The 25893-nt window shown below is 63.1% G+C and carries 23 protein-coding genes; 11 read left to right on the forward strand and 12 right to left on the reverse strand.

Annotated features, from left to right (window positions below):
• Positions 1 to 212: 212 nt before the first annotated feature.
• From J2W46_RS14845 to J2W46_RS14870, 6 genes are all read left to right on the forward strand, one after another.
• Positions 213 to 923 carry a chorismate--pyruvate lyase family protein gene (locus tag J2W46_RS14845; protein ID WP_310354631.1) on the forward strand — a complete coding sequence of 237 codons (711 nt, stop codon included), beginning with the start codon at positions 213 to 215 and terminating at the stop codon, positions 921 to 923.
• Complete coding sequence (locus tag J2W46_RS14850; RefSeq protein WP_020065310.1) at positions 923 to 1396, forward strand: DNA-deoxyinosine glycosylase; 474 nt, start codon at positions 923 to 925, stop codon at positions 1394 to 1396. Before J2W46_RS14845 ends, J2W46_RS14850 begins: the two co-directional genes overlap by 1 nt.
• Entirely contained in the window at positions 1393 to 2304 is a 912-nt protein-coding gene (locus J2W46_RS14855; protein ID WP_310354633.1) for a class I SAM-dependent methyltransferase, read from the forward strand. The genes J2W46_RS14850 and J2W46_RS14855 overlap by 4 nt, the downstream gene beginning before the upstream one ends.
• Positions 2305 to 2747: 443 nt before the next feature.
• Positions 2748 to 2987 carry a DUF3311 domain-containing protein gene (locus J2W46_RS14860; protein WP_020065312.1) on the forward strand — a complete coding sequence of 80 codons (240 nt, stop codon included), beginning with the start codon at positions 2748 to 2750 and terminating at the stop codon, positions 2985 to 2987.
• A complete protein-coding gene (gene mctP, locus J2W46_RS14865) occupies positions 2987 to 4537 on the forward strand; it encodes a monocarboxylate uptake permease MctP (RefSeq protein WP_310354635.1) in 1551 nt (516 codons plus the stop codon). The genes J2W46_RS14860 and mctP overlap by 1 nt, the downstream gene beginning before the upstream one ends.
• 160 nt (positions 4538 to 4697) lie before the next feature.
• Complete coding sequence (locus J2W46_RS14870; RefSeq protein WP_310354638.1) at positions 4698 to 5867, forward strand: FUSC family protein; 1170 nt, start codon at positions 4698 to 4700, stop codon at positions 5865 to 5867.
• Positions 5868 to 5922: 55 nt separating this feature from the next.
• Here the strand turns inward: J2W46_RS14870 and J2W46_RS14875 are convergent, their stop codons facing one another.
• The 5 genes from J2W46_RS14875 to J2W46_RS14895 all read right to left on the reverse strand — a co-directional run bounded on the left by J2W46_RS14875 (position 5923) and on the right by J2W46_RS14895 (position 11212).
• The gene (locus tag J2W46_RS14875) at positions 5923 to 6339 is read right to left on the reverse strand and encodes a VOC family protein (protein WP_020065315.1); all 417 of its coding nucleotides are present in this window, start codon (positions 6337 to 6339) and stop codon (positions 5923 to 5925) included.
• Between the two features lie 310 nt (positions 6340 to 6649).
• A complete protein-coding gene (tal, locus tag J2W46_RS14880) occupies positions 6650 to 7603 on the reverse strand; it encodes a transaldolase (protein WP_087752976.1) in 954 nt (317 codons plus the stop codon).
• A gap of 293 nt (positions 7604 to 7896) precedes the next feature.
• Positions 7897 to 9117, reverse strand: coding sequence for a benzoate/H(+) symporter BenE family transporter (locus J2W46_RS14885; protein ID WP_310354641.1), 1221 nt, complete (start codon positions 9115 to 9117; stop codon positions 7897 to 7899).
• Positions 9118 to 9157: 40 nt separating this feature from the next.
• On the reverse strand, positions 9158 to 10333 hold the full coding sequence (locus J2W46_RS14890) for a vWA domain-containing protein (protein WP_310354643.1): 1176 nt from the start codon (positions 10331 to 10333) through the stop codon (positions 9158 to 9160).
• A 36-nt stretch (positions 10334 to 10369) separates the two neighbouring features.
• Entirely contained in the window at positions 10370 to 11212 is an 843-nt protein-coding gene (locus tag J2W46_RS14895) for an AAA family ATPase (protein ID WP_310354644.1), read from the reverse strand.
• 265 nt (positions 11213 to 11477) lie between these two features.
• Here J2W46_RS14895 and J2W46_RS14900 point away from each other — a divergent pair, with 265 nt between their 5' ends.
• Positions 11478 to 11846, forward strand: coding sequence for a c-type cytochrome (locus J2W46_RS14900; protein WP_013338619.1), 369 nt, complete (start codon positions 11478 to 11480; stop codon positions 11844 to 11846).
• Positions 11847 to 11904: 58 nt separating this feature from the next.
• Positions 11905 to 12288, forward strand: coding sequence for a c-type cytochrome (locus tag J2W46_RS14905; protein ID WP_020065320.1), 384 nt, complete (start codon positions 11905 to 11907; stop codon positions 12286 to 12288).
• A gap of 174 nt (positions 12289 to 12462) precedes the next feature.
• Here the strand turns inward: J2W46_RS14905 and J2W46_RS14910 are convergent, their stop codons facing one another.
• From J2W46_RS14910 to rsxB, 3 genes are all read right to left on the reverse strand, one after another.
• Positions 12463 to 12897: a DUF1841 family protein gene (locus J2W46_RS14910; RefSeq protein ID WP_020065321.1), complete on the reverse strand. Its 435-nt coding sequence runs from the start codon at positions 12895 to 12897 to the stop codon at positions 12463 to 12465.
• A gap of 193 nt (positions 12898 to 13090) precedes the next feature.
• Positions 13091 to 13735: an endonuclease III gene (gene nth, locus J2W46_RS14915; RefSeq protein ID WP_310354647.1), complete on the reverse strand. Its 645-nt coding sequence runs from the start codon at positions 13733 to 13735 to the stop codon at positions 13091 to 13093.
• Positions 13736 to 13754: 19 nt separating this feature from the next.
• Complete coding sequence (gene rsxB, locus J2W46_RS14920) at positions 13755 to 14687, reverse strand: electron transport complex subunit RsxB (protein WP_310354649.1); 933 nt, start codon at positions 14685 to 14687, stop codon at positions 13755 to 13757.
• Between the two features lie 234 nt (positions 14688 to 14921).
• Between rsxB and J2W46_RS14925 the strand changes: the two genes are divergently transcribed.
• On the forward strand, positions 14922 to 15554 hold the full coding sequence (locus J2W46_RS14925) for a TetR/AcrR family transcriptional regulator (RefSeq protein ID WP_020065324.1): 633 nt from the start codon (positions 14922 to 14924) through the stop codon (positions 15552 to 15554).
• Between the two features lie 207 nt (positions 15555 to 15761).
• On the opposite strand, the gene J2W46_RS14930 is transcribed toward J2W46_RS14925, so the two are convergent.
• The gene (locus J2W46_RS14930) at positions 15762 to 17039 is read right to left on the reverse strand and encodes a polyhydroxyalkanoate depolymerase (protein ID WP_020065325.1); all 1278 of its coding nucleotides are present in this window, start codon (positions 17037 to 17039) and stop codon (positions 15762 to 15764) included.
• Positions 17040 to 17220: 181 nt separating this feature from the next.
• Complete coding sequence (locus J2W46_RS14935; protein WP_310354652.1) at positions 17221 to 19101, reverse strand: glycoside hydrolase family 15 protein; 1881 nt, start codon at positions 19099 to 19101, stop codon at positions 17221 to 17223.
• A gap of 237 nt (positions 19102 to 19338) precedes the next feature.
• Between J2W46_RS14935 and J2W46_RS14940 the strand changes: the two genes are divergently transcribed.
• Entirely contained in the window at positions 19339 to 19584 is a 246-nt protein-coding gene (locus tag J2W46_RS14940; RefSeq protein WP_006048362.1) for a hypothetical protein, read from the forward strand.
• A gap of 259 nt (positions 19585 to 19843) precedes the next feature.
• Here the strand turns inward: J2W46_RS14940 and J2W46_RS14945 are convergent, their stop codons facing one another.
• Positions 19844 to 19996, reverse strand: a complete 153-nt coding sequence (locus J2W46_RS14945) for a DUF3096 domain-containing protein (RefSeq protein ID WP_007175701.1) — start codon at positions 19994 to 19996, stop codon at positions 19844 to 19846.
• Positions 19997 to 20273: 277 nt separating this feature from the next.
• Between J2W46_RS14945 and J2W46_RS14950 the strand changes: the two genes are divergently transcribed.
• Positions 20274 to 21578 carry a lactonase family protein gene (locus J2W46_RS14950; RefSeq protein WP_310354655.1) on the forward strand — a complete coding sequence of 435 codons (1305 nt, stop codon included), beginning with the start codon at positions 20274 to 20276 and terminating at the stop codon, positions 21576 to 21578.
• Between the two features lie 173 nt (positions 21579 to 21751).
• Here J2W46_RS14950 and J2W46_RS14955 read toward each other — a convergent pair whose 3' ends face one another.
• Positions 21752 to 25777, reverse strand: coding sequence for an FtsK/SpoIIIE family DNA translocase (locus J2W46_RS14955; RefSeq protein WP_310354657.1), 4026 nt, complete (start codon positions 25775 to 25777; stop codon positions 21752 to 21754).
• Positions 25778 to 25893 lie beyond the last annotated feature (116 nt).

A 25893-nucleotide genomic window follows, 5' to 3' on the forward strand; every position in this document is an offset into this window, starting at 1 on the left:
CGGATGGCGCGCCCGTCGACAGCGGGCGAATCGCCGGTTCGTAAAGCACGGAGGTTTTATCGTGGGTCGCGGCGTTGGAGAATCGGACCTTTCCGAAATCGGCGACCCGATTGGGCATTTCGATACCGATGCGGCGGTGCAGCCGGATCGTCGGAAAAGACGCGTGCGGGCCGGGCAATCGTCCGACAGTCGCGCCGTTATAATCCGAACCCATGCCTATCCGTTTCGATGCTGCCGACGCGCACTGGCGCGTCGCTCCCTCGCCTGGCCTCGGCGCCGCGCAGAAAGACTGGTTGACCCGTGGCGGTTCGCTGACCGCGCATCTGCGCGCGCTCGGCGAAGTCGCGGTGCGTGTCACGCGTGAAGGCGTGGCGTTGGCCTGGGCCGACGAGCATGCCGCGTTGGGTCTGCCCGCGCGCGCGCCGGTGTGGGTGCGCGAGGTCGTCTTGTCGGTCGATGCCGTGCCGTTCGTCGCCGCGCACAGTGTTGCGCCTCTGGCCGCGAGCGTCGGCGTATGGCAAGCCACGCGACGCCTGCGCACGCGGCCGCTTGCCGAGCTGCTGTATAGCGATAGCAGCGTCGCGCGATCGGCGCTTGTCAGCCGCCGCGTGACCGCGCGGCATCCGCTGTACCGGCTGGCGGCGCGTGAAGTCGGCGGGGTGCCGCCGCACGCACTGTCGGCGCGCCGCTCGGTGTTCGAGCGGCATGGCGAGCCGCTGATGGTCACCGAATGTTTCCTGCCGGCACTGTGGACGCATCTTGCGTCATTAGCGAACGCAGGCGGCGCTCGCCGCTCACTCGCTCCCTCCGTCGACTCCACTCCCGCAGGTCACCCGCGCATGCGCGAACATGGCCGGCCGATCGAGCACACGGCATCGCGCGCGCATCCCGTGTCCCATGCGGCCAGCGAGCGGAGCAGATAATGCTGATCGGCTTTCCTCCGGTTGTCGCCGCCGACACACATACGCTGATTCTCGGCAGCTTTCCCGGCGAGGCGTCGCTCGCCGCGACCCAGTACTACGCGCATCCGCGCAACCAGTTCTGGCGTCTGCTTGGCGCCGTGCTCGACGACCCACTCGCAGAACTCGCCTACGAAGAGCGGCTGCGGCGCGTGCTTTCTCACGGGATCGGTGTGTGGGACGTGCTCGCCGCGTGCCATCGCGAAGGCAGTCTCGATGCGGCCATTCGCAACGCGCAGCCGAACGACTTTGCATCGCTACGCGAACACGCGCCGAAGCTGCGCAAGGTCTGCTTCAACGGCAAGACGGCGGGCCGCTTCGCGCCGGTGATCGGCGAGGCGGGCTACACGACCCTCGTATTGCCTTCGTCCAGTCCGGCCAATGCTATGCTCTCGTTCGATCAAAAATTGCGCCTGTGGCGCGACATCCTGACATGACGAAACTCATCAAGCGCGCTTCGGCTGAAGCGCGTGCATTCCGCAACCGCAATGCCGACGGTGCGGGCAAGCGCGAGGTGGCGCGCAACAAGAAAAAGTCGCCGCACGACGACGATCTGCACGACGCGCCGCAAATCGAAACGCCGCGCAAGCCGCGTTTTGCGCCCGTCACGTTTTCGGAAGAGGGCGGCGTGCGTTATCTGCATTTCGGCACGGAATGGGTGCAAGGCGCGATGCGTCTGCGCAAGCCGGACCACATCGAACTCGAATACGCTCAGCAAATGATGGCGTGGCTGCTGTTCATCGAAACGCCCAGGCGCATCGTCCAGCTCGGCCTTGGCGCGGCTGCGCTCACCAAGTTCGCACATCGCTTCCTGAAGCGCGCCAAAGTCGAGGCGGTCGAAGTAAACCCGGCGGTGGTCATCGCCGCTCGCGCAATGTTCGAGTTGCCGCCGGACGACGCACGCCTCACCATGCATGAGACGGACGCGTGGGACTTCGTCAACGACCGCGCGAACCACGGCACGATCGGCGCATTGCAGATCGATATTTACGATGCAACGGCGCGCGGCCCGGTGCTCGACAGCGTCGGCTTCTACCGTGCGGCTCGCGCGTGTCTGAGCGATGCGGGCGTCGCAACGGTCAATCTGTTCGGCGATCACCCGAGCTTTGTGCGCAACATGAAGCGTCTGAACGAAGCGTTCGACGGTCGCGTCGTCGCGCTGCCGGAAGTGCACGACGGCAACCGCATCGCGATTGCGTTTTCCGGCCCCGCGCTCGACGTGCCGTTCACGGCGCTGCAAACACGCGCGAAACTGATCGAAGCGGAACTCGGCTTGCCCGCCCGCAAATGGATCAAGGGTCTGCAGGAGTCGACCGGACAGACGGGCGCGTCGTTCGTCATCTGATCGCATAGCGCCGCAAGGGGCCGGGCCATAACTGACCGGCCTCACCCTGACGAGCGTCGCATCCGCGCGACGGAATTCAGATCTGCTATCTATCCGGCATTGCGCCGGAAATCCGCTGTTTTCTCCTCCGCACGCGAACGCGCCGAGGCCTCAAGACCCGCGCTGCGCGTGGGTCCTGACCAGGTTCTCGCCAAGGCACTTCTCCCGCCCGACATCCGCTGAAACACCGTCCTGTCGGCTCTTGCGGCAGTGTCAATGCCTCGGGTCCTCCCTGCTTGACCGCACGTTCGCGGCTCCTATACTCTTTCGAGGCTTTCGGGGCACTCGTGTCTCACGCGGGGCGATCCTCCGCGGGCTTGCTGCCGCGAGGCGGTTTTCCGCGTGGCGGTCCAGCACCCGTCGAACACGGGCCAACATTTCAATAATAGGGAAGAGGAGACGTCATGGCTCACGACGCCGACGCGAATAAAGCCAGCAAGCACTGGCTCTGGCTGTTGCTGTTGCCCTGGATCGCCATGGTCTGGGTGCCGTCGTACAACAAGGTCGAACCGGTATTGTTCGACTTTCCGTTTTTCTACTGGTATCAGCTCCTCTGGGTGCTGATCAGCGCAGTCATTACGGCGCTCGTCTATATGAAGACCAAGGCGCGCTCGTCGGGCCGTCCTCAGGGGGACGCACAATAATGAACGCCATCGCGACTTTCGTCTTCGTTCTATTTTTTATCGGCGTCACCATTCTCGGTTTTATCGCGGCGCACTGGCGGCGCGGCGATCTTGCGCATCTGGAAGAGTGGGGTCTCGGCGGCCGGCGCTTCGGCACCATCGTCACCTGGTTTTTGCTGGGCGGCGACCTCTATACCGCGTACACCTTCATCGCGGTGCCGGCGCTGGTATTCGGTGCGGGCGCAACCGGTTTCTTCGCGCTGCCGTACACCATCCTGATCTACCCGTTCGCGTTCGTCGTCTTCCCGAAACTGTGGAGTATCGCGAAACGTCAGGGCTACGTGACGTCGGCGGACTTCGTATCGGCACGCTACGGCAGCCGTATGCTCGCTCTCGCAATCGCGGTGACGGGTATCGTCGCGACCATGCCGTACATCGCATTGCAACTGGTCGGGATCGAAGTGGTGATCGGCGCGCTCGGCTTCGACACGAAGGGCTTCGTCGGCGATCTGCCGCTCATCATCGCGTTTGCGATCCTGGCTGCCTACACGTACACGTCGGGCTTGCGCGCGCCGGCCATGATCGCCGTGGTCAAGGACGTCCTGATCTACATTACGATCTTCGCTGCGATCATTGTGATTCCGCCGCAACTGGGCGGCTTCGGCCACATCTTCGCAACGGTGCCGCCGGCCAAGCTGCTGCTGAAGGCGCCGGACGTGTCGAGTCTGAACGGCTATAGCGCGTATGCGACGCTCGCGGTGGGTTCGGCCCTCGCGCTGTTCCTGTACCCGCACTCGATCACGGCGGTGTTGTCGTCGAAATCGGGCAATACGATCCGCCGCAATATGGCGATGCTGCCGGCTTACTCGCTGGTGCTCGGTTTGCTCGCGCTGCTCGGGTTCATGGCGCTTGCCTCGGGCGTGAAGGACATGCCGGAATTCGCACCGTACTTCAAGGCGTTCGGTCCGAACTTCGCGGTGCCGGCGCTGTTCCTGCACTTCTTCCCGTCGTGGTTCGTCGGCGTGGCGTTCGCGGCGATCGGCATCGGCGCGCTGGTGCCGGCGGCAATCATGTCGATTGCGGCAGCGAACCTGTACACGCGGAACATCCACAAGGAGTTCGTGAATCGCAACATGACGCACGAACAGGAGACCAACGTCGCGAAGCTGGTGTCGCTGATCGTGAAGGTCGGCGCAGTGGCGTTCATTCTCGGCCTGCCGCTCACGTATGCGATCCAGTTGCAATTGCTCGGCGGCATCTGGATCATCCAGACGCTGCCCGCGATCGTGCTCGGTCTGTACACGCGAGTGCTCGACTATCGCGGCTTGCTGCTCGGCTGGGCGGTCGGCATCGCGACCGGCACGTGGATGGCCGTTTCGCTGAAGCTCGCCGGTTCGATCTTTACGATCCACCTGCTCGGCATGGCGATTCCGGGTTACGCGGCTGTCTGGTCGCTGATCGTGAACCTGGTGGTGGCCGTGGTGGTGAGCCTGCTGGTGCGCGCGTTCGGCATGCAGCGCGCCGAAGACCGCACGCGTCCGGAAGACTATCTGGACGTGGTCGAAAGCTAAGCGTCGCAAGCTTGTTGGCGGCCGGGCATGCCGGCCGGCAAGCGAAACGATGCAACTCAAACGCAGCGCCCGCAGATGAAAGTCTGCGGGCGTTTGTGTTTGCAGCGCACTCCAGGGCACGATAGCGGGACCGTCTCTCACAAGCGTCTTCAACTCCGCCATGGCTCCTGCCGATTCCCGCACCGTGATTCCGCGCCGTTCGGCGGTAAGCCGGATGGTTCGCGCGATCACGTCGCCGTATTACCGCTATCGACACGCGAAGGTCCTGCACAGCCTGCGCGTAGGACTGGCAATGCTGTTCTCGATTCTCGCGACAACCGGTATCGACATTCCGCACGGCATCTGGTCGTCGGTGACGCTGCTCGTGGTGATCGGCGGTTTGCAGCATCACGGCAATATCCGCAAGAAAGCGGCGGAGCGGGCCGCGGGCACCTTGCTCGGGGCGTCGATCGGTCTGCTGCTGATCGTGCAGCAGAATCTGCTTGGCTCGCTGCCGCTCACCTACGTGTTGATGTCGATCTTCGCCGCGATCTGCGCGTGGTTCGCGATCGGCTCGTCCGGCTATATCGGGCTGTTGACGGCCATCACGATGTGCATCGTCGCGGGGCATGGCGACAATCTGATCGACGTCGGACTATGGCGCACGCTGAACGTGCTGATCGGCATTGTGATTGCGCTGGCTTTTTCATTCGCGCTGCCGCTACACGCCACTTATTCATGGCGCTACGGTATTGCGGCCAATCTGCGCGAGTGCGCGCAAATCTACACGCGTTTGCTGGAGGGCGAGACGATTGGCGAGGAAGAGCAGGTGAAGCGGTTTCTCGCGATCAACCGGCGGCTCGTGCAATTGCGTTCGCTGATGCCTTCGGTGGCAAAGGAGATCGACGTGCCGCAGGCGAAGCTCGAGGAGATTCAGCGGCTGCATCGCTCGGTGCTGAGTTCGCTCGAACTGCTTGCCACCGGTCCATTGATGCAGGCCGGCGCGGCCGCGCGCACCGCGTATGCCGAACAGTGCGGCGCGGAGGTGCGGGCGGTGCGCGCCATGCTGCTGGCGATTGCGCGCGGCCTGCGCTTTGGCCGCGCGACGCATTTTGGGATTCCGGCGGCCGGCGATCCGGCGGGCGGCGGGCCGGTGGACTGCACTCCGGCCGCGTCGCCGCACGTGCGAACCGCGGGAAACGTCGCGTCTAAACTCCCGCCCGACCTGCAAGGGCCGTATTGGCTCGGGCAGCGGCTCGCGGAACAGGTGGACCGCCTGCGCGCAGCGTTACTCGAGACAGAGGTGAACTGGAACATCGAGCGGCGCTCGCGGGTTCTGCAGAAGGCTTAGTTAGAGATGATGCCGGTGATGTCCGGTCATGGTGCCTCGCGAGGGCTCGGGCCGATCACTCTTGCGGCAACGTCACCATCCACATCAGGCCGAAGCGGTCCACCGTCATGCCGAAGCCTTTGCTCCAGAAGGTCTCGCCCCATGGCATCACGATCTGACCGCCGTCGGCGAGGGCGTTGAAGTATTTTTGCGCCGATGCCGTGTCGTCCGCCGTCAGCGACAGGCTGAAGCCGCTCATGGGCTTCGCGTCCTGGTCGCAATTGCCGTCGGACGCCATCCACTGTGTCGAGCCCATCTGAACGTTCGCGTGCATGATCTTGTCTTCGACGCCGGCCCGCGGCTGATTCTGCGAGTCGGGCGGGGCGTCCTTGAAGCGCATCATGAACGTGACCTCGGCACCGAGGTGCTGACGATAATAATCGAGCGCTTCTTCGCAGCGTCCGTTGAAAAAAACGTAGGGTTGAACTTCCATCATCGTCTCCCGAAATGTGGATATGAACGCCTTCGCGCCGTATGGCGGGCAAAGCAGCAGGCGTGCAGACCATTTTAGGCAACGGTTTTCGCGCGATTGTGACTTTGTGTCGTGAGGAAAAGACGGCTCGCCGGAAACGGCCGAAGGCCGCGTCAGCGGATGAAAGAATGAGCGGATACCCGGAATCCCGGATTCCCGGTAAACGGAACGCGGCCCCGAACCATGAGGTTCGGGGCCGCGAGTTGTGATCGCCTGCTTGGGTCGCCGAGTCTTGCCGACGTACGACGACCGCCGCGACTGACGCGGACGCTTAACGCAGCGCTTCGATCAGTTTTTCCAGCTTCACTGCGTCGGCCGCAAACGCGCGGATGCCTTCGGCGAGCTTTTCGGTTGCCATGGCCTCGTCGTTGACGAGGAAGCGGAACGACGCTTCATCCACCGGCACGCGTTCAATGTCGGCGTCTTTCGCGCTGTCCGGCGAGAGCTTGCGCTCGACCTTCTCGGTGCTTTCGTGCAGCTTTTGCAGCAGATCCGGGCTGATGGTCAGCAAATCACAGCCTGCCAGTTCCAGAATCTGGCCCGTGGTCCGGAAGCTCGCGCCCATGACCTCGGTCTTGTAGCCGAATTTCTTGTAGTACGCGTAAATGCGGCGCACGGACTGCACGCCCGGGTCGTTCGCGCCGCCGTCCTTAGCTTCGTCCCACGCACTGCCGGCGTTTTTCTTGTACCAGTCGTAAATGCGGCCGACGAACGGCGAGATCAGCTTCGCCCCGGCGTCGGCACAGGCGGCGGCCTGGGCGAGCGAGAACAGCAGCGTCATGTTGCAGTTGATGCCTTCTTTCTGCAGCACTTCGGCCGCGCGCACGCCTTCCCAGGTGGAGGCCAGCTTGACCAGCACGCGTTCGCGGTCGATGCCGTGGTCCTTGTAGAGCGCAATGATTTCGCGGCCCTTGGCGATCGAACCTTGCACGTCGAACGACAGGCGCGCATCCACTTCGGTCGACACGCGCCCGGGGATGATTTTCAGGATTTCAGTACCGAAAGCGATCAGCAACTGGTCGATGATCGCGCCCATCGGCTTCGACGCATGGTCTTTCACCGTTTTTTCGAGCAGCGGCCGGTAGTCGTCTTTCTGGACGGCCTTCAGAATCAGCGACGGATTGGTGGTCGCGTCCTGCGGCTTGTACTGCGCGAGTTGCTGGAAGTCACCGGTATCGGCCACGACCGTGGTGTATTGCTTGAGTTGCTCGAGTGCGGTTGTCATATTCGTGCCTTCAGAGGGCGCATGCGCCGTGGTTCAGGAGAACGAGGTCGCCGCCGGAATGAAAGACCGGGCCCGGCGGCCGCGAGTCACGCTGCAACATTTGCCCGATGTTGCCGGGAAACGCTGCCGGATGCTTCTATTTTATGGCGGATCGTCGGATGTAGTGTTGACAGTTGGCAGCGGCGATCCGTTCACAGCTATTTCACTGGCATTCACCGCGGTTGCGGGCGAGCTAAGGTGCCGCTATGCGCCGCATGCAGGAACACCCGCAACGCGCGGGCCATCGCACGTACTCATGCGCGCCGCGCATTCAGGACGACCTGGGTGAGCACGCCCGCCACCAGCCCCCAGAAGGCCGACCCGATAGAGAGCAACGTCAGCCCCGACGCCGTCACCATGAAGGTCACGAGTGCCGCTTCGCGCTGCCTGACGTCCTGCATTGCGTTGGTGAGTCCGCTCATGATCGAGCCGAACAGCGCCAGCGCCGCGACCGACACGACGAGTTCGCGCGGAAACGCCGCGAACAGCGCCGCAATGGTCGCGCCGAAAACGCCGGCGATCAGATAGAAGATACCGCACCACACCGCGGCCATGTAACGCTTGCCGTGGTTTTCGTGCGCTTCGGGGCCGGTACAGATCGCCGCCGTGATCGCGGCAAGGTTGACGCCGTGCGAGCCGAACGGCGCGAGCAGCAGCGACGCGATTCCCGTCGCGGAAATCAGCGGCGCCGACGGCGTGGTATAGCCGTCCGCGCGCAGCACCGCGATGCCGGGCACGTTCTGTGACGCCATGGCGACGACGAAAAGCGGAATCCCGATACTGACGCTCGCGGCGAGCGAAAACGCCGGCATCGTAAAGACGGGATGCGCGAGCGCCACCTGAAAGTGACTGAAGTCGAGCAGGCCGAGGGCGCCCGCAGCAATCGTGCCGGCAATCAGCGTCATTGGAATCGCGTAACGCGGCGCGATGCGTTTGACGACCAGGTAGGTCAGAAACATCGTCAGAACGAGCGCCGTCTGGAACTGCGCGGCGCGAAAGATCTCGATGCCGATCTCGAACAGGATGCCCGCCAGCAGTGCGGCCGCAATGCCAGCGGGGATTTTCTTCATGAGCGTGTCGAACCAGCCCGTCAGTCCGACAATGGTCAGCAGCAGCGCGCAGACGATAAACGCGCCGATCGCCTGCCCGTAAGGCACATGCGGCAGCGACGACACCAGAAGCGCCGCGCCGGGCGTCGACCACGCAATCACAATCGGGGCGCGGAACCGCAACGACAGTCCGATCGTGCAGAGGGCCATGCCGATCGACAACGCCCAGATCCACGACGAAATCTGCGCATTCGTCAGATGTGCGGCCTGACCCGCCTGGAACATGAGCACGAGCGAACTGGTGTAGCCCGTCATCATCGCGACGAAGCCCGCGACGATCGCCGACAGCGAGGTGTCGGCCAATGGGTTGAAGCGCCCGGGCGGAATGCCGGCAGGCGCGAGATCAGACGATGACGAGCGACTCATGCAAAAACTTTCTTGTCGTTGGAGGGTGGAGCGGTCGGTTCTATTTGCTCAGCATCCGCATGGCGGACTCGAGCCCGGCGAGCGTGAGCGGATACATGCGCTGGCCGAGCACTTCGCGGATCGCGCTGACGGACTGGCGGTACGCCCACAGGCCTTCAGGTTCCGGATTGAGCCACGCGTAATGCGGGAAGTGGTCGGCGAGGCGTCGCAGCCACACGGCACCGGCTTCGGCGTTGTTGTATTCGACGGAGCCGCCCGGCTGCAGCACTTCGTAGGGGCTCATGGTTGCGTCGCCGACGAAGATCAGCTTGTAATCGGGCGTGAATTTGTGCAGCACGTCCCACGTCGGCATGCGCTCGGTGTGACGGCGACGATTGTTCTTCCACAGGAAGTCGTACACGCAGTTGTGGAAATAGTAGAACTCGAGGTGCTTGAACTCGGCCTTCGCTGCGGAGAACAGTTCTTCCGTGCGTTTGATGTGATCGTCCATGGAGCCGCCGACATCGAGCAGCATCAGCACTTTCACCTTGTTGTGCCGCTCGGGCACCATCTTGAGATCGAGCCAGCCGGCGTTCGCGGCCGTGCTGCGGATCGTGTCGGGCAAATCGAGTTCTTCGGCCGCGCCTTCGCGCGCGAAGCGGCGCAAGCGGCGTAACGCCACCTTGATGTTGCGCGTGCCGATTTCGACCTGGTCGTCGTAGTCGCGATAGGCGCGCGCTTCCCAGACCTTCACGGCAGTGCGATTGCCCGCCGCGTCGCCACCGATGCGCACGCCTTCCGGGTTGTAGCCGCCATTGCCGAACGGCGACGTGCCGCCCGTGCCGATCCACTTGCTGCCGCCTTCGTGGCGCTCTTTCTGTTCGTCGAACAGCTGCTTCAGGCGTTCCATCAGTTTGTCGATGCCGCCCATCGCCTCGATCTGCGCCTTTTCTTCCGGCGACAGATCGCGTTGCAGCTTTTTCTTCAGCCAGTCGAGCGGGACGTCGAAGGCAAGTTCGGAGGCCTGCGCGACGCCGTTGAAATACGCGCCGAACGCCTGGTCGAACTTGTCGAAGTACTGTTCGTCCTTCACGAGCGTCATGCGCGCGAGGTAATAAAACTCGTTGAGCGACGGCGCGATCACGTTGGCTTTGAGCGCCTCGAGCAGCGTGAGGTATTCCTTCACCGACACGGGCAGTTTCGCGGCGCGCAGCGAGTAGAAGAAGTCGATCAGCATGCTGGGTTCTCCGCGGCGCGGGCACTCACTAGAAATTCAACGATTATTGCGGTTCATGAAAATGAGCCGCTCGAACAAGCTTACGTCCTGTTCGTTCTTCAGAAGCGCGCCGTGCAGCGGCGGGATGATCTGCTTCTGATCCGACGAGCGCAGCGCTTCCGGTGAGATGTCTTCGGCGAGCAGCAGCTTGAGCCAGTCGAGCAGTTCGGACGTGGACGGCTTTTTCTTCAGCCCGGCCACGTTGCGCAGCTCGAAAAAGCTCTGCATGGCCGCGGCCAGCAGATCCTTCTTGATGCCGGGATAATGCACCTCCACGATCTGCTGCATCGTGGCCGGGTCGGGAAACTTGATGTAATGGAAAAAGCAGCGGCGCAGGAACGCGTCGGGCAGTTCCTTCTCATTGTTCGACGTGATGATGACGAGCGGACGCTGTTTCGCGCGGATCAACTCGTGCGTCTCGTACACGTAGAACTCCATGCGGTCGAGTTCGCGCAAGAGGTCGTTCGGAAATTCGATGTCGGCCTTGTCGATCTCGTCGATCAGCAGCACCGTCTGTTCGTCCGACTCGAACGCCTGCCACAGCACGCCCTTGACGATGTAGTTGCGGATGTCCTTCACCCGCTCGTCGCCGAGTTGCGAATCGCGCAGGCGCGACACCGCGTCGTATTCGTAGAGGCCTTGCTGGGCCTTGGTGGTGGACTTGATATGCCACTGCAGCAGCGGCATGCCGAGCGCGGCGGCGACTTCTTCGGCCAGCATGGTCTTGCCGGTGCCGGGCTCGCCCTTGATCAGCAGCGGGCGCTTGAGCGTCATCGCGGCGTTGACCGCGAGCTTGAGGTCGTCGGTGGCGACGTACTGCGATGAGCCTTCGAAACGCATGGCGAGATGCTCTTTGGGCGGAAAAAACCCAGTATAAGTCAGAAGCCCTGTTGGCCTGAAACGGGCTCGCGTATGGTTTCAGCCGCGGTGCGGCCCGGCCGCAATGCAGGCCCGCCGGCCGGCGCGCCCCGCGCGGTGGACGTTCGGCGCGGCGTCGCGGTACAATTAGCCCGATTTTTTTGGCCTGCGTGGCTCCCTATAAGAATAACGGCGCGGGCCGTTGCCTTTTTGGGCGCCCGTTTCCCCTCAAGCCAGGTTACATGCTATGAATAAATTCGTCGGCAAACACGTCGTGATCGCAGCGCTGTCGGTGCTCGCGGGCTATGCGGCCAGTGCGCAGGCAGCGGATGTCGTCGGCAACGCGAAAGCGGGCCAAGGCAAGGTCGCGATGTGTATTGGCTGCCACGGCATCCCTGAATATCGCACGGCTTATCCTGAGGTCTACCGCGTGCCCATGCTGGGCGGCCAGAATCAGGCGTACCTCGAAAACGCCCTGCGCGGCTACAAGAAGGGCGATCGCCACTTCGAAACGATGCACGCGATCACCGCGTCGCTATCGGATCAGGACATCGCCGACATTGCTGCTTACTACGCGGCGCAAAATTCCTCATCGAAGAGCAATCCCGACAAGTGACCGGCTGCGGTTATCCAACCAGTCACACGGCTAATAAATTCGCGGGATAGGAGAATTCATGAATAAGCCCCAACAGGCACTCCACACGGTGTTCAAGGCTGCATGCGCGTCGGCGGCAGTAATCGGTCTGGTTGCAACGAGCGTCGCCCATGCGGCCGACGCCGGCAACGGCAAGGTGCTGTCCGAGAGCCACAACTGCGCGGCATGTCACGGCCCGAACCTGAACAAGCCCGTAAGCCCGGAATATCCGAAGCTCGCGGGTCAGCATTCCGATTACGTCTACTGGGCGCTGCGTCAGTATCAGATGGGTAACGGCAACCCGCACATGGGTCGCAATAACGCGATCATGCAGGCGCAGGTGCAGAGCCTGTCGCAATCTGACATGAAAGACATCGCGGCTTACATCGAATCGCTGAACGGCGATCTCGTGCAGAAGAAGTAAGCACGCCGCGCCGCCTCGGCGCTGCCTGGCAGTCTCAACGACACCCCGCTTCGACGGGGTGTCGTGCTTTTTGACGCCGGAGTTTGCGTGCGTGGTTGAGTTCGCGGCCCGCGCGCTCTTTTGCGCGTTCCCTTCGATGCTCCTATTCGCGTTGCGATCCGCGCACGCTTGCGGCTAGTCGCGCGTCGCGCGCCGTTCGATGCGCTGCAGATACGCGTCCGTATCGGGCGGCAAGCCTGTGCGCTGCGCTTCCCAAATGGTTTCGCCGAGGCATTCCATGATCGCGTGCTGCGCGTCGTGCGTCGACCCGAGACGGGCGGCAAGACGCTCGTGCGCGGCGCGGATGCCTGGCGGTTGGTCGATCGACAGTTGTTCCGTGATGGCCAGGTGCATCGACAGATGCAGGAACGGATTGGTCTGTCCGCGCTCGGGCGAGTAGTCCTGAGCCTGGGCCGCCTCGGTATCGGTCAGTTCCGCGTGATACTCGGGATGCTCAGTGATCCAGTCGGCGGCAATCGCTTCGAGCGGCGTCAGAATCTCGCCCTGACGCTGCTTGCGCCAGGTCTCGGTGAAAAATTGACGGACTTCGTCGCGGCTTGGATTGAACATCGTGGGACCGGTTTATCGAGTGGAAAGTGAGAGGACGCAACGGTTGCGTGCGGTGAGGCGTTGCTGTGAGAACGCGCCATGCGGAGCCGCTCACGCTGGCCGGTGCCGCCGCGTATAACTCAGGCCGGCGCCGCTCTATATATAACGCGGCATTTTACGCGCCGGTGCTGCGGCTTGCTGGGGACGCGCCCGCTCAAAGATCGGGCGGCTGCGTCTTTGGCCGGAATTCGCAAAGCGGCTCGATCGCGCAGTGCCAGCACTCCGGCCGACGCGCCTTGCACACATAACGGCCATGCAGGATCAGCCAATGATGCGCGTCCTTCTTGAACTCGGCGGGCGTGAATTTTTCGAGCGCTGTTTCAACCGCGCGCACGTCTTTGCCGGGAGCCAGCCCGGTTCGATTCGCAACCCGAAAGATGTGTGTGTCGACGGCGATAGTCGGATGGCCGAACGCCGTGTTCAGAATCACGTTAGCCGTCTTGCGCCCGACGCCCGGCAGACTTTCCAGCGCCTCGCGGTCCTCCGGCACTTCGCCGCCGTATTGATCGAGCAGGATGCGGCAAGTCGCGATCACGTTCTTGGCCTTGTTCCTGTACAACCCGATCGTCTTGATGTAGTCGGCAACGCCTTCTTCTCCGAGCTCCAACACTTTTTGCGGCGTGTTGGCCACAGGGAACATCTTGCGCATGGCCTTGTTGACCGAGACGTCAGTTGCCTGCGCCGAAAGCAGTACGGCAATCAGCAGTTCGAACGGTGTGGTGTACTCCAGTTCGGTCGTGGGATGCGGATTGATGCTCTGAAGCGTTTCGTAGATGGCGCGGCGTTTGTTCGCGTTCATGCTGAGCGGGCGGATGCTGTTAGCGCGGATTGCGCGTGCCGGCCGGCGTCGACGGCGGCGGGTTGCCGGCGGCATCGTCGGCGGGCTTATCGGTACGTTGATCGGTACGTTGGTCGGTGCCTGTGCCGGTAAGTCCGAGACGGCGGCGGCGCGCTTCGGCCGCGTCGATCTGCGCCTGCACGTCGGCGCTCACCTGCTCGGTGTTCAACGGGACCTGGCCTTTGGCGGCCAGCTCTTCCTTCTTCTTGCGCGCGCGTTCGAGCGCGGCCTGGATAATCGCGCGTTTCTTCGCTTCGGCGTCCGCATTCTCAGCAGTGCTTGCAGGCGATGCCGATGGCGTCGGCACGTTGCCTGCCGGCGCAGTGGCAGCCGCAGTAGTAGCGCCGCTAGCGGCTGCGCTGCTTCGCCGCGCCGCAACACGTGCTTCGGCGGCTTCGCGCTCGCGTGCGAGACGCGCTTCGCGCCGGTTATGCCGCTCGCGAGCGGCGTCGGCGAGCGGCTGGCTCCATGCGTCCCAGCCGGTCGCCTCGCCGGTGACAGGCGGCATCGAAATGCAATCGACCGGGCAGGGCGGCACGCACAGGTCGCAGCCCGTGCACAACTCGGCGACTACCGTGTGCATGTGTTTCGGTGCCCCAACTATTGCGTCGACCGGGCACGCTTGCATGCACAAAGTGCAACCGATGCACACCTGTTCGTCGATAACCGCCAGAGGGCGTGGGCGTTCGACGCCATTGGCGGAATTGAGCGGAATCACCGGTTTGCCGAGCAAGGCGGCGAGGCGCGCGACGCCTTCTTCACCACCCGGCGGGCACTGGTTGTAATTGGCTTCGCCGCATGCGACGGCCTCGGCATACGGACGGCACGCCGGATAACCGCACTTGGTGCATTGCGTCTGGGGAAGCAGATCTTCAATGCGATCTGCGAGTGTTTTGATCTGTGTCACGGTCACGATGTGGGGCCAAGCGGGGCTCGGCGGGGCGGCCGCACAGCTTGAACTAAATAGCACATTATCGCCGATTTCCCCAATTGCCATCGGCAATCCATGTGCCATAATCGAAGCGCCTTTTTCGAAAGACCGCAGAAGGGTTTCCCCCAACCAGCCCGTTCAGTGCCGTCTATGCAAGGCCCGAGGAGAGGCCGGCGGCACGATCTGGAAAACGCGGCTCACGAAGACCATGCCACCATGAATCAGCCGAAAATCAAAAGAGATCCTGAAGGCACCCGGCGCCGCATTCTGCTTGCGGCAGCCGAAGAGTTTGCAAATGGTGGGCTATTCGGCGCGCGCGTCGATCAGATCGCCCGCCGAGCGGAGACGAATGAACGCATGCTCTACTACTACTTCGGTAGCAAGGAGCAGCTCTTCACTGCAGTACTCGAGCACGCGTTCAGCGCGCTCAACGAAGCGGAACGCACGCTCGAACTGAACGGCATTGCGCCGGTCGAGGCAGTTACGCGTCTCGCGCATTTTGTTTGGGATTACTACCGCGACCATCCTGAACTGCTGCGCCTCGTCAATAACGAAAATTTGCACGAGGCGCGTTATATGCAGAAGTCCACGCGCATCCGCGAAATGATTTCGCCGATCGTCGCCACGCTTGGCAGCATTCTCGAGCGTGGTCAACGCGCAGGGCTCTTTCGCACGAACGTGGATCCGCTGCGCTTCTACGTCACGCTGTCGGGCATGGGCTATTACATCGTGTCCAATCGCTTCACGCTCGAAGCCACGCTTGGTCGCGATTTCAGCAGTGCGAGCGAACGCAGTGAGGTGATTCAGATGAACACCGAACTATTGCTCGCTTATCTGTTGCGAAAGTAGGACGGCCTCGGTGTTGGTCTGCAAAGTTGAGAAGTGCTAAGACGCTTCTCAACCTTGCTTGCTTTTCAACGGGCCGTTTGAGACGGGCCAAAAAAACGGCCTCCTAATCAGGAGGCCGTTCTTATCTGTTTCGCGAGGACTTCGTGTGACTTCATGATTGGCCGAAAAAGCCTGCATGACGCTTGCGCGAAGTCCGCATGACACGCGTCACACTTCGGCTTTTTCCTTCACAACCTTCGGCGCCTTGTTGTGCTCGAGGATGAAGTCGCGCAACTGCGGATAAATGATCGTGCGCCACCGGCGGCCCGAAAAGATACCGTAGTGCCCGCACTTTTCCGCCGTGAAGTGACGCTTGTTGTTCTCCGGAATGCCGGTGCACAACCCGTGAGCGGCATAGGTCTGACCGTCGCCGGAAATGTCGTCCAGTTCGCCTTCAATCGTGAAGAGCGCAGTTTTCGTGATGTCCTGCGGACGCACGCGTTCGCCGGCCACGTCCCAGGTGCCTTCGGCCAGACAGAACTCCTGAAACACCACGCGGATCGTGTCCAGGTAGTAATCGGCGTCCATGTCGAGCACGGCGTTGTACTCGTCGTAGAAGCGGCGATGCGCTTCCGCGTCGTCTTCGTCGCCACGCAGGAGGCTCTGGTAGAAGTCCCAATGCGAAGCCGCATGACGTTCCGGGTTCATCGCGACGAAGCCCGTGTGTTGCAGGAAGCCCGGGTACACCTTGCGGCCCACGCCCGGATAGTTCGGCGGCACCGTGAAGATCACGTTGTTTTCGAACCACTCGTAGGAGTGTTGCGTGGCGAGCGAGTTGACCGAGGTCGGGCTCTTACGCGCGTCGATAGGCCCGCCCATCATGGTCATGGTGCGCGGCGTGTCTTCGCCGCGGCTCGCCAGCAACGAAATGGCGGCGAGCACCGGCACCGTCGGCTGGCACACGGAGATCACATGCAGATTCTTCGCGCCGATGTGGCGGATGAATTCCTGAATGTAGGCGACGTAATCGTCGAGATGAAACTCGCCGTCTTCGAGCGGCACCATGCGCGCGTCGATCCAGTCGGTCAGATAGACCTTGTGGTCCTGCAACAACGTGCGCACTGTGTCACGCAGCAGCGTGGCATGGTGGCCCGATAACGGCGCGCAGACCAGCACGACCGGTTCGTCCTTGAGCTGGGTCACGGCGTCGCTGTCGTCCGCGAAACGCTTGAAGCGCATCAGACGGCAGAACGGCTTTTCGATGATCGTTTGCTCGATGATCGGGATGTTGTGACCGTCTTTGACGATCTGATGCAGATTGAACTCCGGCTTCTCGTAATCTTTACCAAGCCGGTAGAGCAGTTCGTAGCCGGCGGAAAGGCGCGTGGCACCGGGCACGTAGGCCAGCGGGCTGGCAGGATTCGCGAACGATTTGGACGCGGCCTGAGCCCAGGCGGTAAGCGGGCTCAGCATAGCCCGCTGGAATTCGTGCAATTGGTAGAGCATGGGTGCTCCGTTTTAAGCGGTTCGCATGGGGCTTCGCAAACACGCGTGTGGCGTTGCGGCAGGCCATTCTTGGTTGTTGGCACACTATTTTTGGGCCGACAGACGGTTCGATGATATAGAAACAAGTGGTGTTGTGCAATGCAGCAATCTGATGGTGTCGATCCGTGAAAGTGTCATTGAATCATGCTACTGGCGATGTTGCTGTGCCGCTATCCGGGCTTGCAGCAGCCTCAAGTTCCGCCTTGTGCATGCCGTTATGAGACGGCTGACCCGTGGCCCGCGCCATCGCCTGTTCGTGTTTCATAAGGTTCAGGCCGGTATTGACGAGCGACACATGCGAAAACGCCTGCGGGAAGTTGCCAACCAGGCGTTTCGCCGCCGGATCGTATTCCTCCGCGAGCAGCCCGACGTCGTTGCATAGTCCGAGCAGCCGTTCGTACATGGCGATCGCTTCGTCAAGCCGGCCTTGGAGCGCCAGGTTGTCCACCATCCAGAACGAGCAAGCCAGAAACGTGCCTTCCCCCGGCGGAAGGCCGTCGTCGAATTCGGTCGTGCGGTAGCGCATCACGAAACCGTCGTGCATCAGGTCGCGTTCAATCGCCTCCACCGTACCTTTGATTCGTGGATCGTTCGGCGGCAGGAAGCTCACGAGTGGCATGAGCAGCACGCTCGCGTCCAGCTGGTCGCTGCCGTACGCCTGCACAAAAGCGTTGCGCGACGGATTCCACGCCTTTTCGCAGACTTCCGCGTGAATCTGCGCGCGGGTGGCGCGCCATTCGTCGAGCGGGCCTTCGAGCTTGAACATTTCCGCCGATGCAAGCGCACGGTCGAACGCAACCCACGCCATGACCTTCGAGAAAGTGAAATGCTGGCGCCCGCCGCGCGTCTCCCAGATGCCCTCGTCGGGTTGCTGCCAGATCGTCGTCAGGTGGCGCAGCAGCGCGCATTGCACGTTCCACGCGGTGTCGTCTGCCTGCAAGCCGCCGACGCGCGCCAGATGCAGTGCATTCATCACCTCGCCATACACGTCCAGTTGAAGCTGTCCCACCGCGTTATTGCCGATCCGCACGGGCTTCGCGCCCTGATAGCCGGGCAGCCAGTCGATCTCGAACTCGGGCAGGCGCCGCTCGCCGGCGAGCCCATACATGATCTGCAACTGGTCGGGCGCGCCGGCCGTGACGCGGCCGAGCCAGCTGCGCCATGCACGCGCTTCGTCGTAATAGCCGCCGCGCATCAGCGCGAGCAGCGTAATGGTCGCGTCGCGCAGCCAGCAGTAGCGGTAGTCCCAGTTGCGCGTGCCGCCCAGCTGTTCGGGTAGCGACGTGGTGGGCGCGGCGACGATTCCGCCGGTCGGCTCGTAGGCGAGCGCCCGCAGCGTGATCAGCGAGCGGCGGATCGGCTCGGCCCATCTCCCCTGGATGCTGCCGCGCGCCGACCATTCGAGCCAATGGTTCTCGGTGCGTGCGAGCGCCGTGTGCGGATCGCGTGCCGGCGGCAGCCGCAAGTGCGAAGCCGCGTAGGCGAGCGAGAAGGGCACACGTTCGCCTTCCTTGACGGTGAATTCGGCCACCGTTTTCATGTTCTCGCCGACGAGTTCAACGGGCGTGCGCAGCACCGCGTTATCCGGGCCGACGATCGCGCGGATGCCGCTCTCGTTCTTCAGGCGTTGGACCCACGGAATCGAAAAACCGTAGTCGAAGCGCAGCACGAGTTCCATCTTCATGCGCACGGTGCCTCGTTTGCCGACGACGATACGCACCATTTCCGACCAGCCGTTGCCCGGCGGCATGAAATCCACGAGCGTCACCGCGCCTTCGGGCGTTTCGAAGTCGGTTTCGAGTATCAGCGTTTCGCCCCGATACCGGCGGGTGATTTTCACGGGCGCGTCGGTATCGGGACAAATCAGCCATCGGCCGTTGTCCGGCGTGCCGAGCAGCGCGGCGAAGCATGCTCCGGAGTCGAATCGCGGCCAGCAAAGCCAGTCGACGGAACCTTCGCGGGAAATGAGCGCGGCGGTGTGGCCGTCGCCGATGAGCGCATAGTCTTCGATGGGTGCGGGCATGAGGTTGCGTATCAGTGCGTTTGAGTAGCGGGTGGGGCGCAACGGGCCCCACCTGTTCGTTGTTCTTTCCGGACTCGCTGGCGGTTTTTCGGCTTGGTCGGCAATGCGGCAAAACGCGAGTTGGTAAATTTCGAGCCTATGCCTACAATCAGTAATCTGGCCGGCGCAGAAATCTTCACTGTTTTGCGAACCGGCTTGCCCATCGCGCATGCACACGCCGTTTCGAGGACGAAAGCCATGCTGAATCCGTCAAAATCCGACTGCATCACGATTCTCTCCGCCGCGAGCCAGCTTGCGGACGATTCAATGTTGCCTCTCGATCACAGCCGCCTTGGTCTGAGCCGCAACGGCATGCAGACCGCCGCGAGCTTTCTGATCGAACGAGCCTGCTTCCGGCGTTATCAGGAAGGTGACGGCCATTATGCCGTCGGCGCGCTGTCGCTGCAGGGGCGCTGGCGTCTTGAACAGCTTTCGAACGGCTAACGCCGGCGTTTTCCGCGAGCGGCATTGACACCGGGCGGCGCCCGGCCTTGCCTTGCGTGAACGCCTGACGTCTATTCTTGCCATGCTGCAGTGACCGCACGGTCTTGTCCGGCCGTGCGCACTTGCGCTTGCGTGCTCCCATGCGTTCGTGCACGTTGAGCACTGTCGCCGGGCGGCAGTGTCGGCAACGCTCGCATACCGACCGCCCATCCACCTCGCATCGAAATATGCCGGGCCGTCTTGCGCCCGGCTGCCGCGCTCAGAAGTGCGAAGACCCCACGCCAAAAATCCCAATGATCCCGATGATGATCAGATAGAGCGCGACGATATAGTTCAACAGCCGCGGCATCACGAGAATCAGTATGCCGGCGATCAACGAAACCAGCGGGCCCAGGCTGAGTGTGACGTTCATGAATACTCCGTAGTGTGGTGATACGCGATTAAAAAAGATCCCGTTCAGGCGGGACAATTGCTACCCATGCAGCGGCCGGCGTTGCAGCATCCGAGTTCTAAAACAGTCCGCTACCCGACTGACTAGCTGCCGACAGGTTCTCGCGGCCCTGATCGCTGCATCATCCGTTGCAACACTTTTATACTTGCTCGACGTAAGCAACGCTCGACCGTCGCGCGGCAGACCAGAGACGCCATTACAACCAGTTCATGCAAATAAACGATGTAGAGGAGGTTATATGCTTCGTCGTCACCGGGCCGCAGTGCGCGCCGCCTCAGGTGTTACTCAGCCTTCTTCGTATGCCGATGCGGGCTCCCCTTCACGGCGCGCGCGCACATGGGCTCCCATGCACTCCGCCGGCTCGATCATAAAAGGTTTCGCGCTCATGGTCTCGATTGTCGCTTCGCCCGCGTTCGCCCAGGACGCCGGCCCCGCTCCCGCCGACGGCGTCTATGACATGCTGGTCGGCACCTATACCGGCGGCAAGAGCGAGGGCTTGTATGTCTATCGCTTCGACACGAAGACCGGCGACGCGACGCGCGTCTCGGTCGCGCAGACGGTCAACCCGTCGTATCTGGTGGTGAGCCGCGACCGCCGGTTCGTCTATGCCGTCAACGAATTGCCTGGCGACAACGGACCGGCCAGCCAGCGCGGCGGCATCAGCGCATTTCGCTTCGACGCCGCGAGCGGCCAGTTGAGCTTCCTCAACAAGGTTTCCGCCGACGGCAACGATCCGTGCTACCTGAGTCTCTCACCGGATGGCAAATATCTGTTGACCGCGAACTATTCGGTTGCGGCCGACCCGGGCGGCAGCTTCGCGGTGTTTCCGGTGCAGGCGGACGGCCAGCTCGGCGCGTCGGTGTTGACCGTGCATCATGAAGGCGGCGGCCCGGTGAAAGGACGCCAGGACAACTCGCACGTGCACTCCACTGTCTTTTCGCCGGACGGACGTTATCTGTTCGCGCAGGATCTCGGCGCCGACAAGCTCTATTCGTACCGCTACACGCCCGACGGCAGTCGCGGCCTGTTCGGTCCGACCGACTGGCGCTATACGCAGGAAAAGCCGGGCACGGGCCCCCGGCATCTGGTGTTCGGCGCCGACGGCAAGCATGCGTACCTGACGAGCGAGCTCGCCGCCACCGTCAGCATCTTCAATTACGACGACGGCAAGCTCACGCAGGTCCAGACAGTCTCGCTAACGGAGCCCGGCTTCAAGGGCGCGGTCGGGGCGGCGGCGATCCATCTGTCGCCGGACGGACACTTCCTGTACGCGACCAATCGCGGCGACGCGAACGAGATCGTGATCTTCTCCGTCGATCCGACGAACGGACATCTGAAAAAGATCGGTCATCAATCGAGCCTCGGAAAGTCGCCGCGCGAGTTCGCGATCGACCCCACGGGTAAATGGCTGATCGTCGGCAATCAGAACAGCGACACGGTCTACGTGTTCAGGCGCGACCTGCAGAGCGGCTTGCTCGAAGCGAACCCGAAGCGTATCGAGATCGGCTCGCCGGTTGACTTCAAGCTCGTGTCGCCGTCGTGAGGAAGTTGCCCGAATCTGTGCGCAGGTGAGGGCGCCACTGAATCATGCGTGCGAGCATGCATGCTGCATGAAAAACGGGCCGCTTCGAGCGGCCCGTTGTTTTGTCGCAAGCCTGGCTCGCCTCGTAACGCGCATTCGATGCGTCGTCGAATCTGACCGCCAGTCAGACAGGCTTATTCCGCAGGTCCAGGCGCGAGCACTTCGCGGCTTCCGTTGATACCCATGGCCGACACCAGCCCAGCGGTTTCCATCTGTTCGACAAGACGCGCCGCACGGTTATAGCCGATGCGCAATTGCCGCTGCACCGATGAAATCGACGCGCGCCGCGTGCGGACGACAAACGCAACGGCTTCGTCGTACAGCGGATCGGCTTCGGCATCCGGCGAGTCGCCGAACAGGTCCTGCGCCGCGCCGCCGTCGGTCGCGGGGCCGTCGAGAATGCCTTCCTCGTATTGCGGCTCGCCGAACTGCTTCAGATACTCGACGATCGCGTGCACTTCCTCGTCCGCGACGAACGCGCCGTGCACGCGCTGTGGATAGCCCGTGCCTGGCGGCAGGAACAGCATGTCGCCCTGGCCGAGCAGCGACTCCGCGCCCATCTGGTCGAGAATCGTGCGCGAGTCGATCTTTGACGATACCTGGAACGCGACGCGCGTCGGAATGTTCGCCTTGATGAGCCCGGTGATTACGTCCACCGAAGGGCGCTGCGTCGCGAGAATCAAGTGGATGCCGGCGGCGCGCGCTTTTTGCGCAAGCCGCGCGATCAGTTCCTCGATCTTCTTGCCGGCCACCATCATGAGGTCGGCGAGCTCGTCGATCACCACGACGATCAGCGGCAGAGGCGCGAGCGGCTCGGGCGCCTCGGGAGTCAGTGAAAACGGATTGCCCAGCTTCTTGCCCTTCGCTTCTGTGTCGCGAATTTTCTGATTGAAGCCTGCGAGGTTGCGCACGCCGACCGCGGACATCAGGCGGTAGCGCTTTTCCATTTCGCCGACACACCAGTTCAGCGCGTTGGCCGCGAGCTTCATGTCGGTGACGACCGGTGCGAGCAGATGCGGAATTCCCTCGTAGACCGACAGCTCCAGCATTTTCGGGTCGATCATGATGAGGCGCACTTCCTCGGGCGTCGCCTTGTAGAGCAGCGAGCAGATCATCGCGTTGATCGCGACCGACTTGCCCGAGCCCGTCGTGCCCGCAACCAGCATGTGCGGCGCCTTTGCCAGATCGGCGACGACCGGATGGCCGGTAATGTCCTTGCCCATCGCCAGCGTCAATTGCGAATGCGAGTTCTGATAGACGCTCGCTTCGAGAATCTCGGACAGGCGGATCGTCTGGCGCTTCGCGTTCGGCAATTCGAGGCCCATGCACGTCTTGCCGGGAATCGTTTCGACGACGCGGATCGACGTGAGTCCGAGACCGCGCGACAGGTCCTTCATCAACCCGACGATCTGACTGCCGCGCACCCCGAGCGCCGGTTCGACCTCGAAACGCGTGATGACGGGACCTGCCGATGCGCCGACCACCGTCACCGGCACCTTGAATTCCTGCAGGCGCTGTTCGATCAGAAGACCGGTCTCGATGAGCTTTTCCTCGGAAACGGGCTCGACGTCGGTATCGGCGGGCGCAAGCAGATCGAGCGTGGGCAATTCGACCATCGACGCGGCCGGCGCGTGGAACTCGAAGCCGTTAGTCGGGCTGTGGCCGCGCAGCGGCGTGCGCTGCACGGGCGGTTCGGCCGCGGGCACCGGTTCGTGCCCGGCGTTCGATGCCGCCGGCGGTGGAGAGGGCGGCGCGGAATAGGTGGCGTCCACGTCCAGAGCGGGAGCGTGGATCGACGGTGCGGTCGAAGGTGCGCTGAGGCTTTCCTCGTTATTCGGTTGCGCATGCGGTTGCGGTACCGCCTGGTCGCGCGTTGCCGTGTGCGCTTGGGTTACCAGGCTGGGGAAACGAACCACCTTAGACGGCGCCGGCGTCGCAGCGCCTGGCTCCGGCGCGCCGGTTGTATCTGCCACAGGTGCGGCGTTCGGTTCGACCGATGTGGTCGCTTGATCCGCGAGGGTAGGGGGCGTGTGCAGGTCGGCAGTGGCTGGGGATGCCAAGCCTGCGGTGGTTTCGCTCGTATCTGTGTTTGTGCTTGTGATTGCCGCGTGGTGGACCTGTGGAGCGTGGACCGGAGCGTTGTCTGGCGCAATGTCCGGAGCGACCGACACCGGCCTGATCACGAGCGGCGTAGCGGGGTGTTCGACGCGCTCGTCGCGGTGCTGACTTGCAAGCGTGGTCGGGCTGTCCGGACAGTCATCCGGCTGTTGCGCCGATGAAGGCTGGTCTTCTTCCCAGGGCGGCGTCTGCGACGGCGCGTCGGGCTCCTGCAGTCGGGTTGCAAAGATGCCGAACGGCGTGCGATTGAGCGGTGGTGCGGCAACCGGCAGTGTTGGCACGACCGTCGATGCCATCCCCGCTGCGGGCACGATCGCCGGCGTTGACGGCGTTGCAAGTTCAGTCGGCAAGCTTATCGGCGACTGAATGACCGGCGGCTCAATCGGCCATTGCACCACTGGTACCGTGCTGCTCGCAGCCGGCGCCTCGGGTTCCGTCCGCAGCGTGTGAGCGTGCGCGACAACCGGCGTTTCATGCGGCGTTTCCAGTGCAGTTTGTTCCACCGACATTGAAGGCTGCATGCCAACGGGCCGCTCGAACGGCGTTTCATCGGCGTGGATCGCATCGACTTGCGACGCATCGCTGGCCGCCGGACTTGCCACATCGTCAGACTCTGCCTGATCCGCGAATGGAGGCGGTTCGACGTTGCCGTAGTGCGAAACTTCCCCGCTTGAAGCGGCGCTCGCACCCGACGTCGGCATGTTCGGCTCCGCGATCTTCGCAACGTCCGCGCCGGTGCTTCGCGCGAGGCTGACGCCGGCGATATCCGTCCAGCGGGCGGCGTTCTCGGCAATGCTGCGCAGCGTCTCCTGGACGCTGGCTGGCGGCGTGACCTTCTGTGTTGCAGGCAAGGGCCGCGTGTAGCTCGGCGCGGCCGACAACGGACGACGCGTGCCCGAAACCGAAGCGACATCCTGGGTGCGCGGGGCCGATGGCGGCACTTGCGCCGGCGATGCCGCGCGATTGAACGGCGTCGAAGCAGGGTTGAGCGCGGCGCGGCCATCGCCGGATCCGCTCGGCGACGTGGTACCGGCAGACGCACGCTGACCCGCGGCTGTGCTCGCTGCAAGGCGCGCGGCATGCGCATCAGCGCCTTGCATACCGGCGGCCACTCCCGCGGCACCCGTGCCGGTTCCCAACGATCCACTGCCTCGCGGGTCACGAGTTGGGCGGCCTGTGCCGAGCGAGCCGTTATCGGCCGCCGCGTTTTGCGCTGCCGTGCTCACAGTAGACGCACGCGGCTGCGACGTGGTCTCGCGCAGCCAACCAGCCGGCGCGACCGGTTCCGTCGGCGCCCAAGTCGCCTTCCCGGCAGACGACCCATGCATAGGCGTCTGTGACGTTGCGTGCCGCCCCGGATTCGCGCTGCCTGTAACCAGAACCGGCTCGGCTTGCGAGCTTCGGCTGCGCGGCGCAACTCGCCCGGCTCGCCAGCTTTCGCTAGTCGCGCGCGTTGGCGCGTCCCTGCCAGCGGCAGATCCGGCAGCGCCGACGCCTGCAGCGCCGGCGCCACCCGCAGCGCGTGCCTTGACAGGCGGTCGCCAAACGGTGGGCCGCGAATAACGCCCTTTGGTCTTGGGCGCCATCGTGTTCATGGAACTGGAAATGTGCGGCGACGCGCCGTCGTCTATGCGATGGCGGCGCGCTTCATCGTCACGCCTTGCGAGACCGCGCGAGGCGAGGCCGAGGCCGAACGCGCCGTCGGCCCACGCGAGAAACTCGCGCCAGTGGAAACCGATCAGCCAGGGCAGGCTGACCAGCAGCAGCGCCAGCGCTGCCAGCGGCGTGCCGATATGTCCGAGCAGATGGCCGAAGCCCGCCGCGAGCACATGGCCGATCGCGTTCGTGCCGGCCGCGCCGATCAGCGACGCCTCCAGCGTGCAACTCGCCACCATCACGCAGACGAAGCCGAGCCAGAGCCGGATCGTGCCGGGGCCGCGCAAACCCGCGCCGCCCGGCAGCATCGACTTGACGAGCCGCCATATGAGAGGAATGAACCAGACGGCCGACCCGCCGAACCAGCCGAAAACTACCGTGTGCATACTCGACATCAACAAATGACGGATTGAGGGAAACGCAATCCGTCGAGTTTAAACCGGCGAAGCCCGAGGGCTCCGAAGGCGGACACAAGTATGCCTGCGTCCTCATGCAAACCGGA

Origin of the sequence: Paraburkholderia strydomiana (assembly GCF_031456815.1) — a bacterium.
In the GTDB taxonomy this organism is placed as follows: domain Bacteria; phylum Pseudomonadota; class Gammaproteobacteria; order Burkholderiales; family Burkholderiaceae; genus Paraburkholderia; species Paraburkholderia caledonica.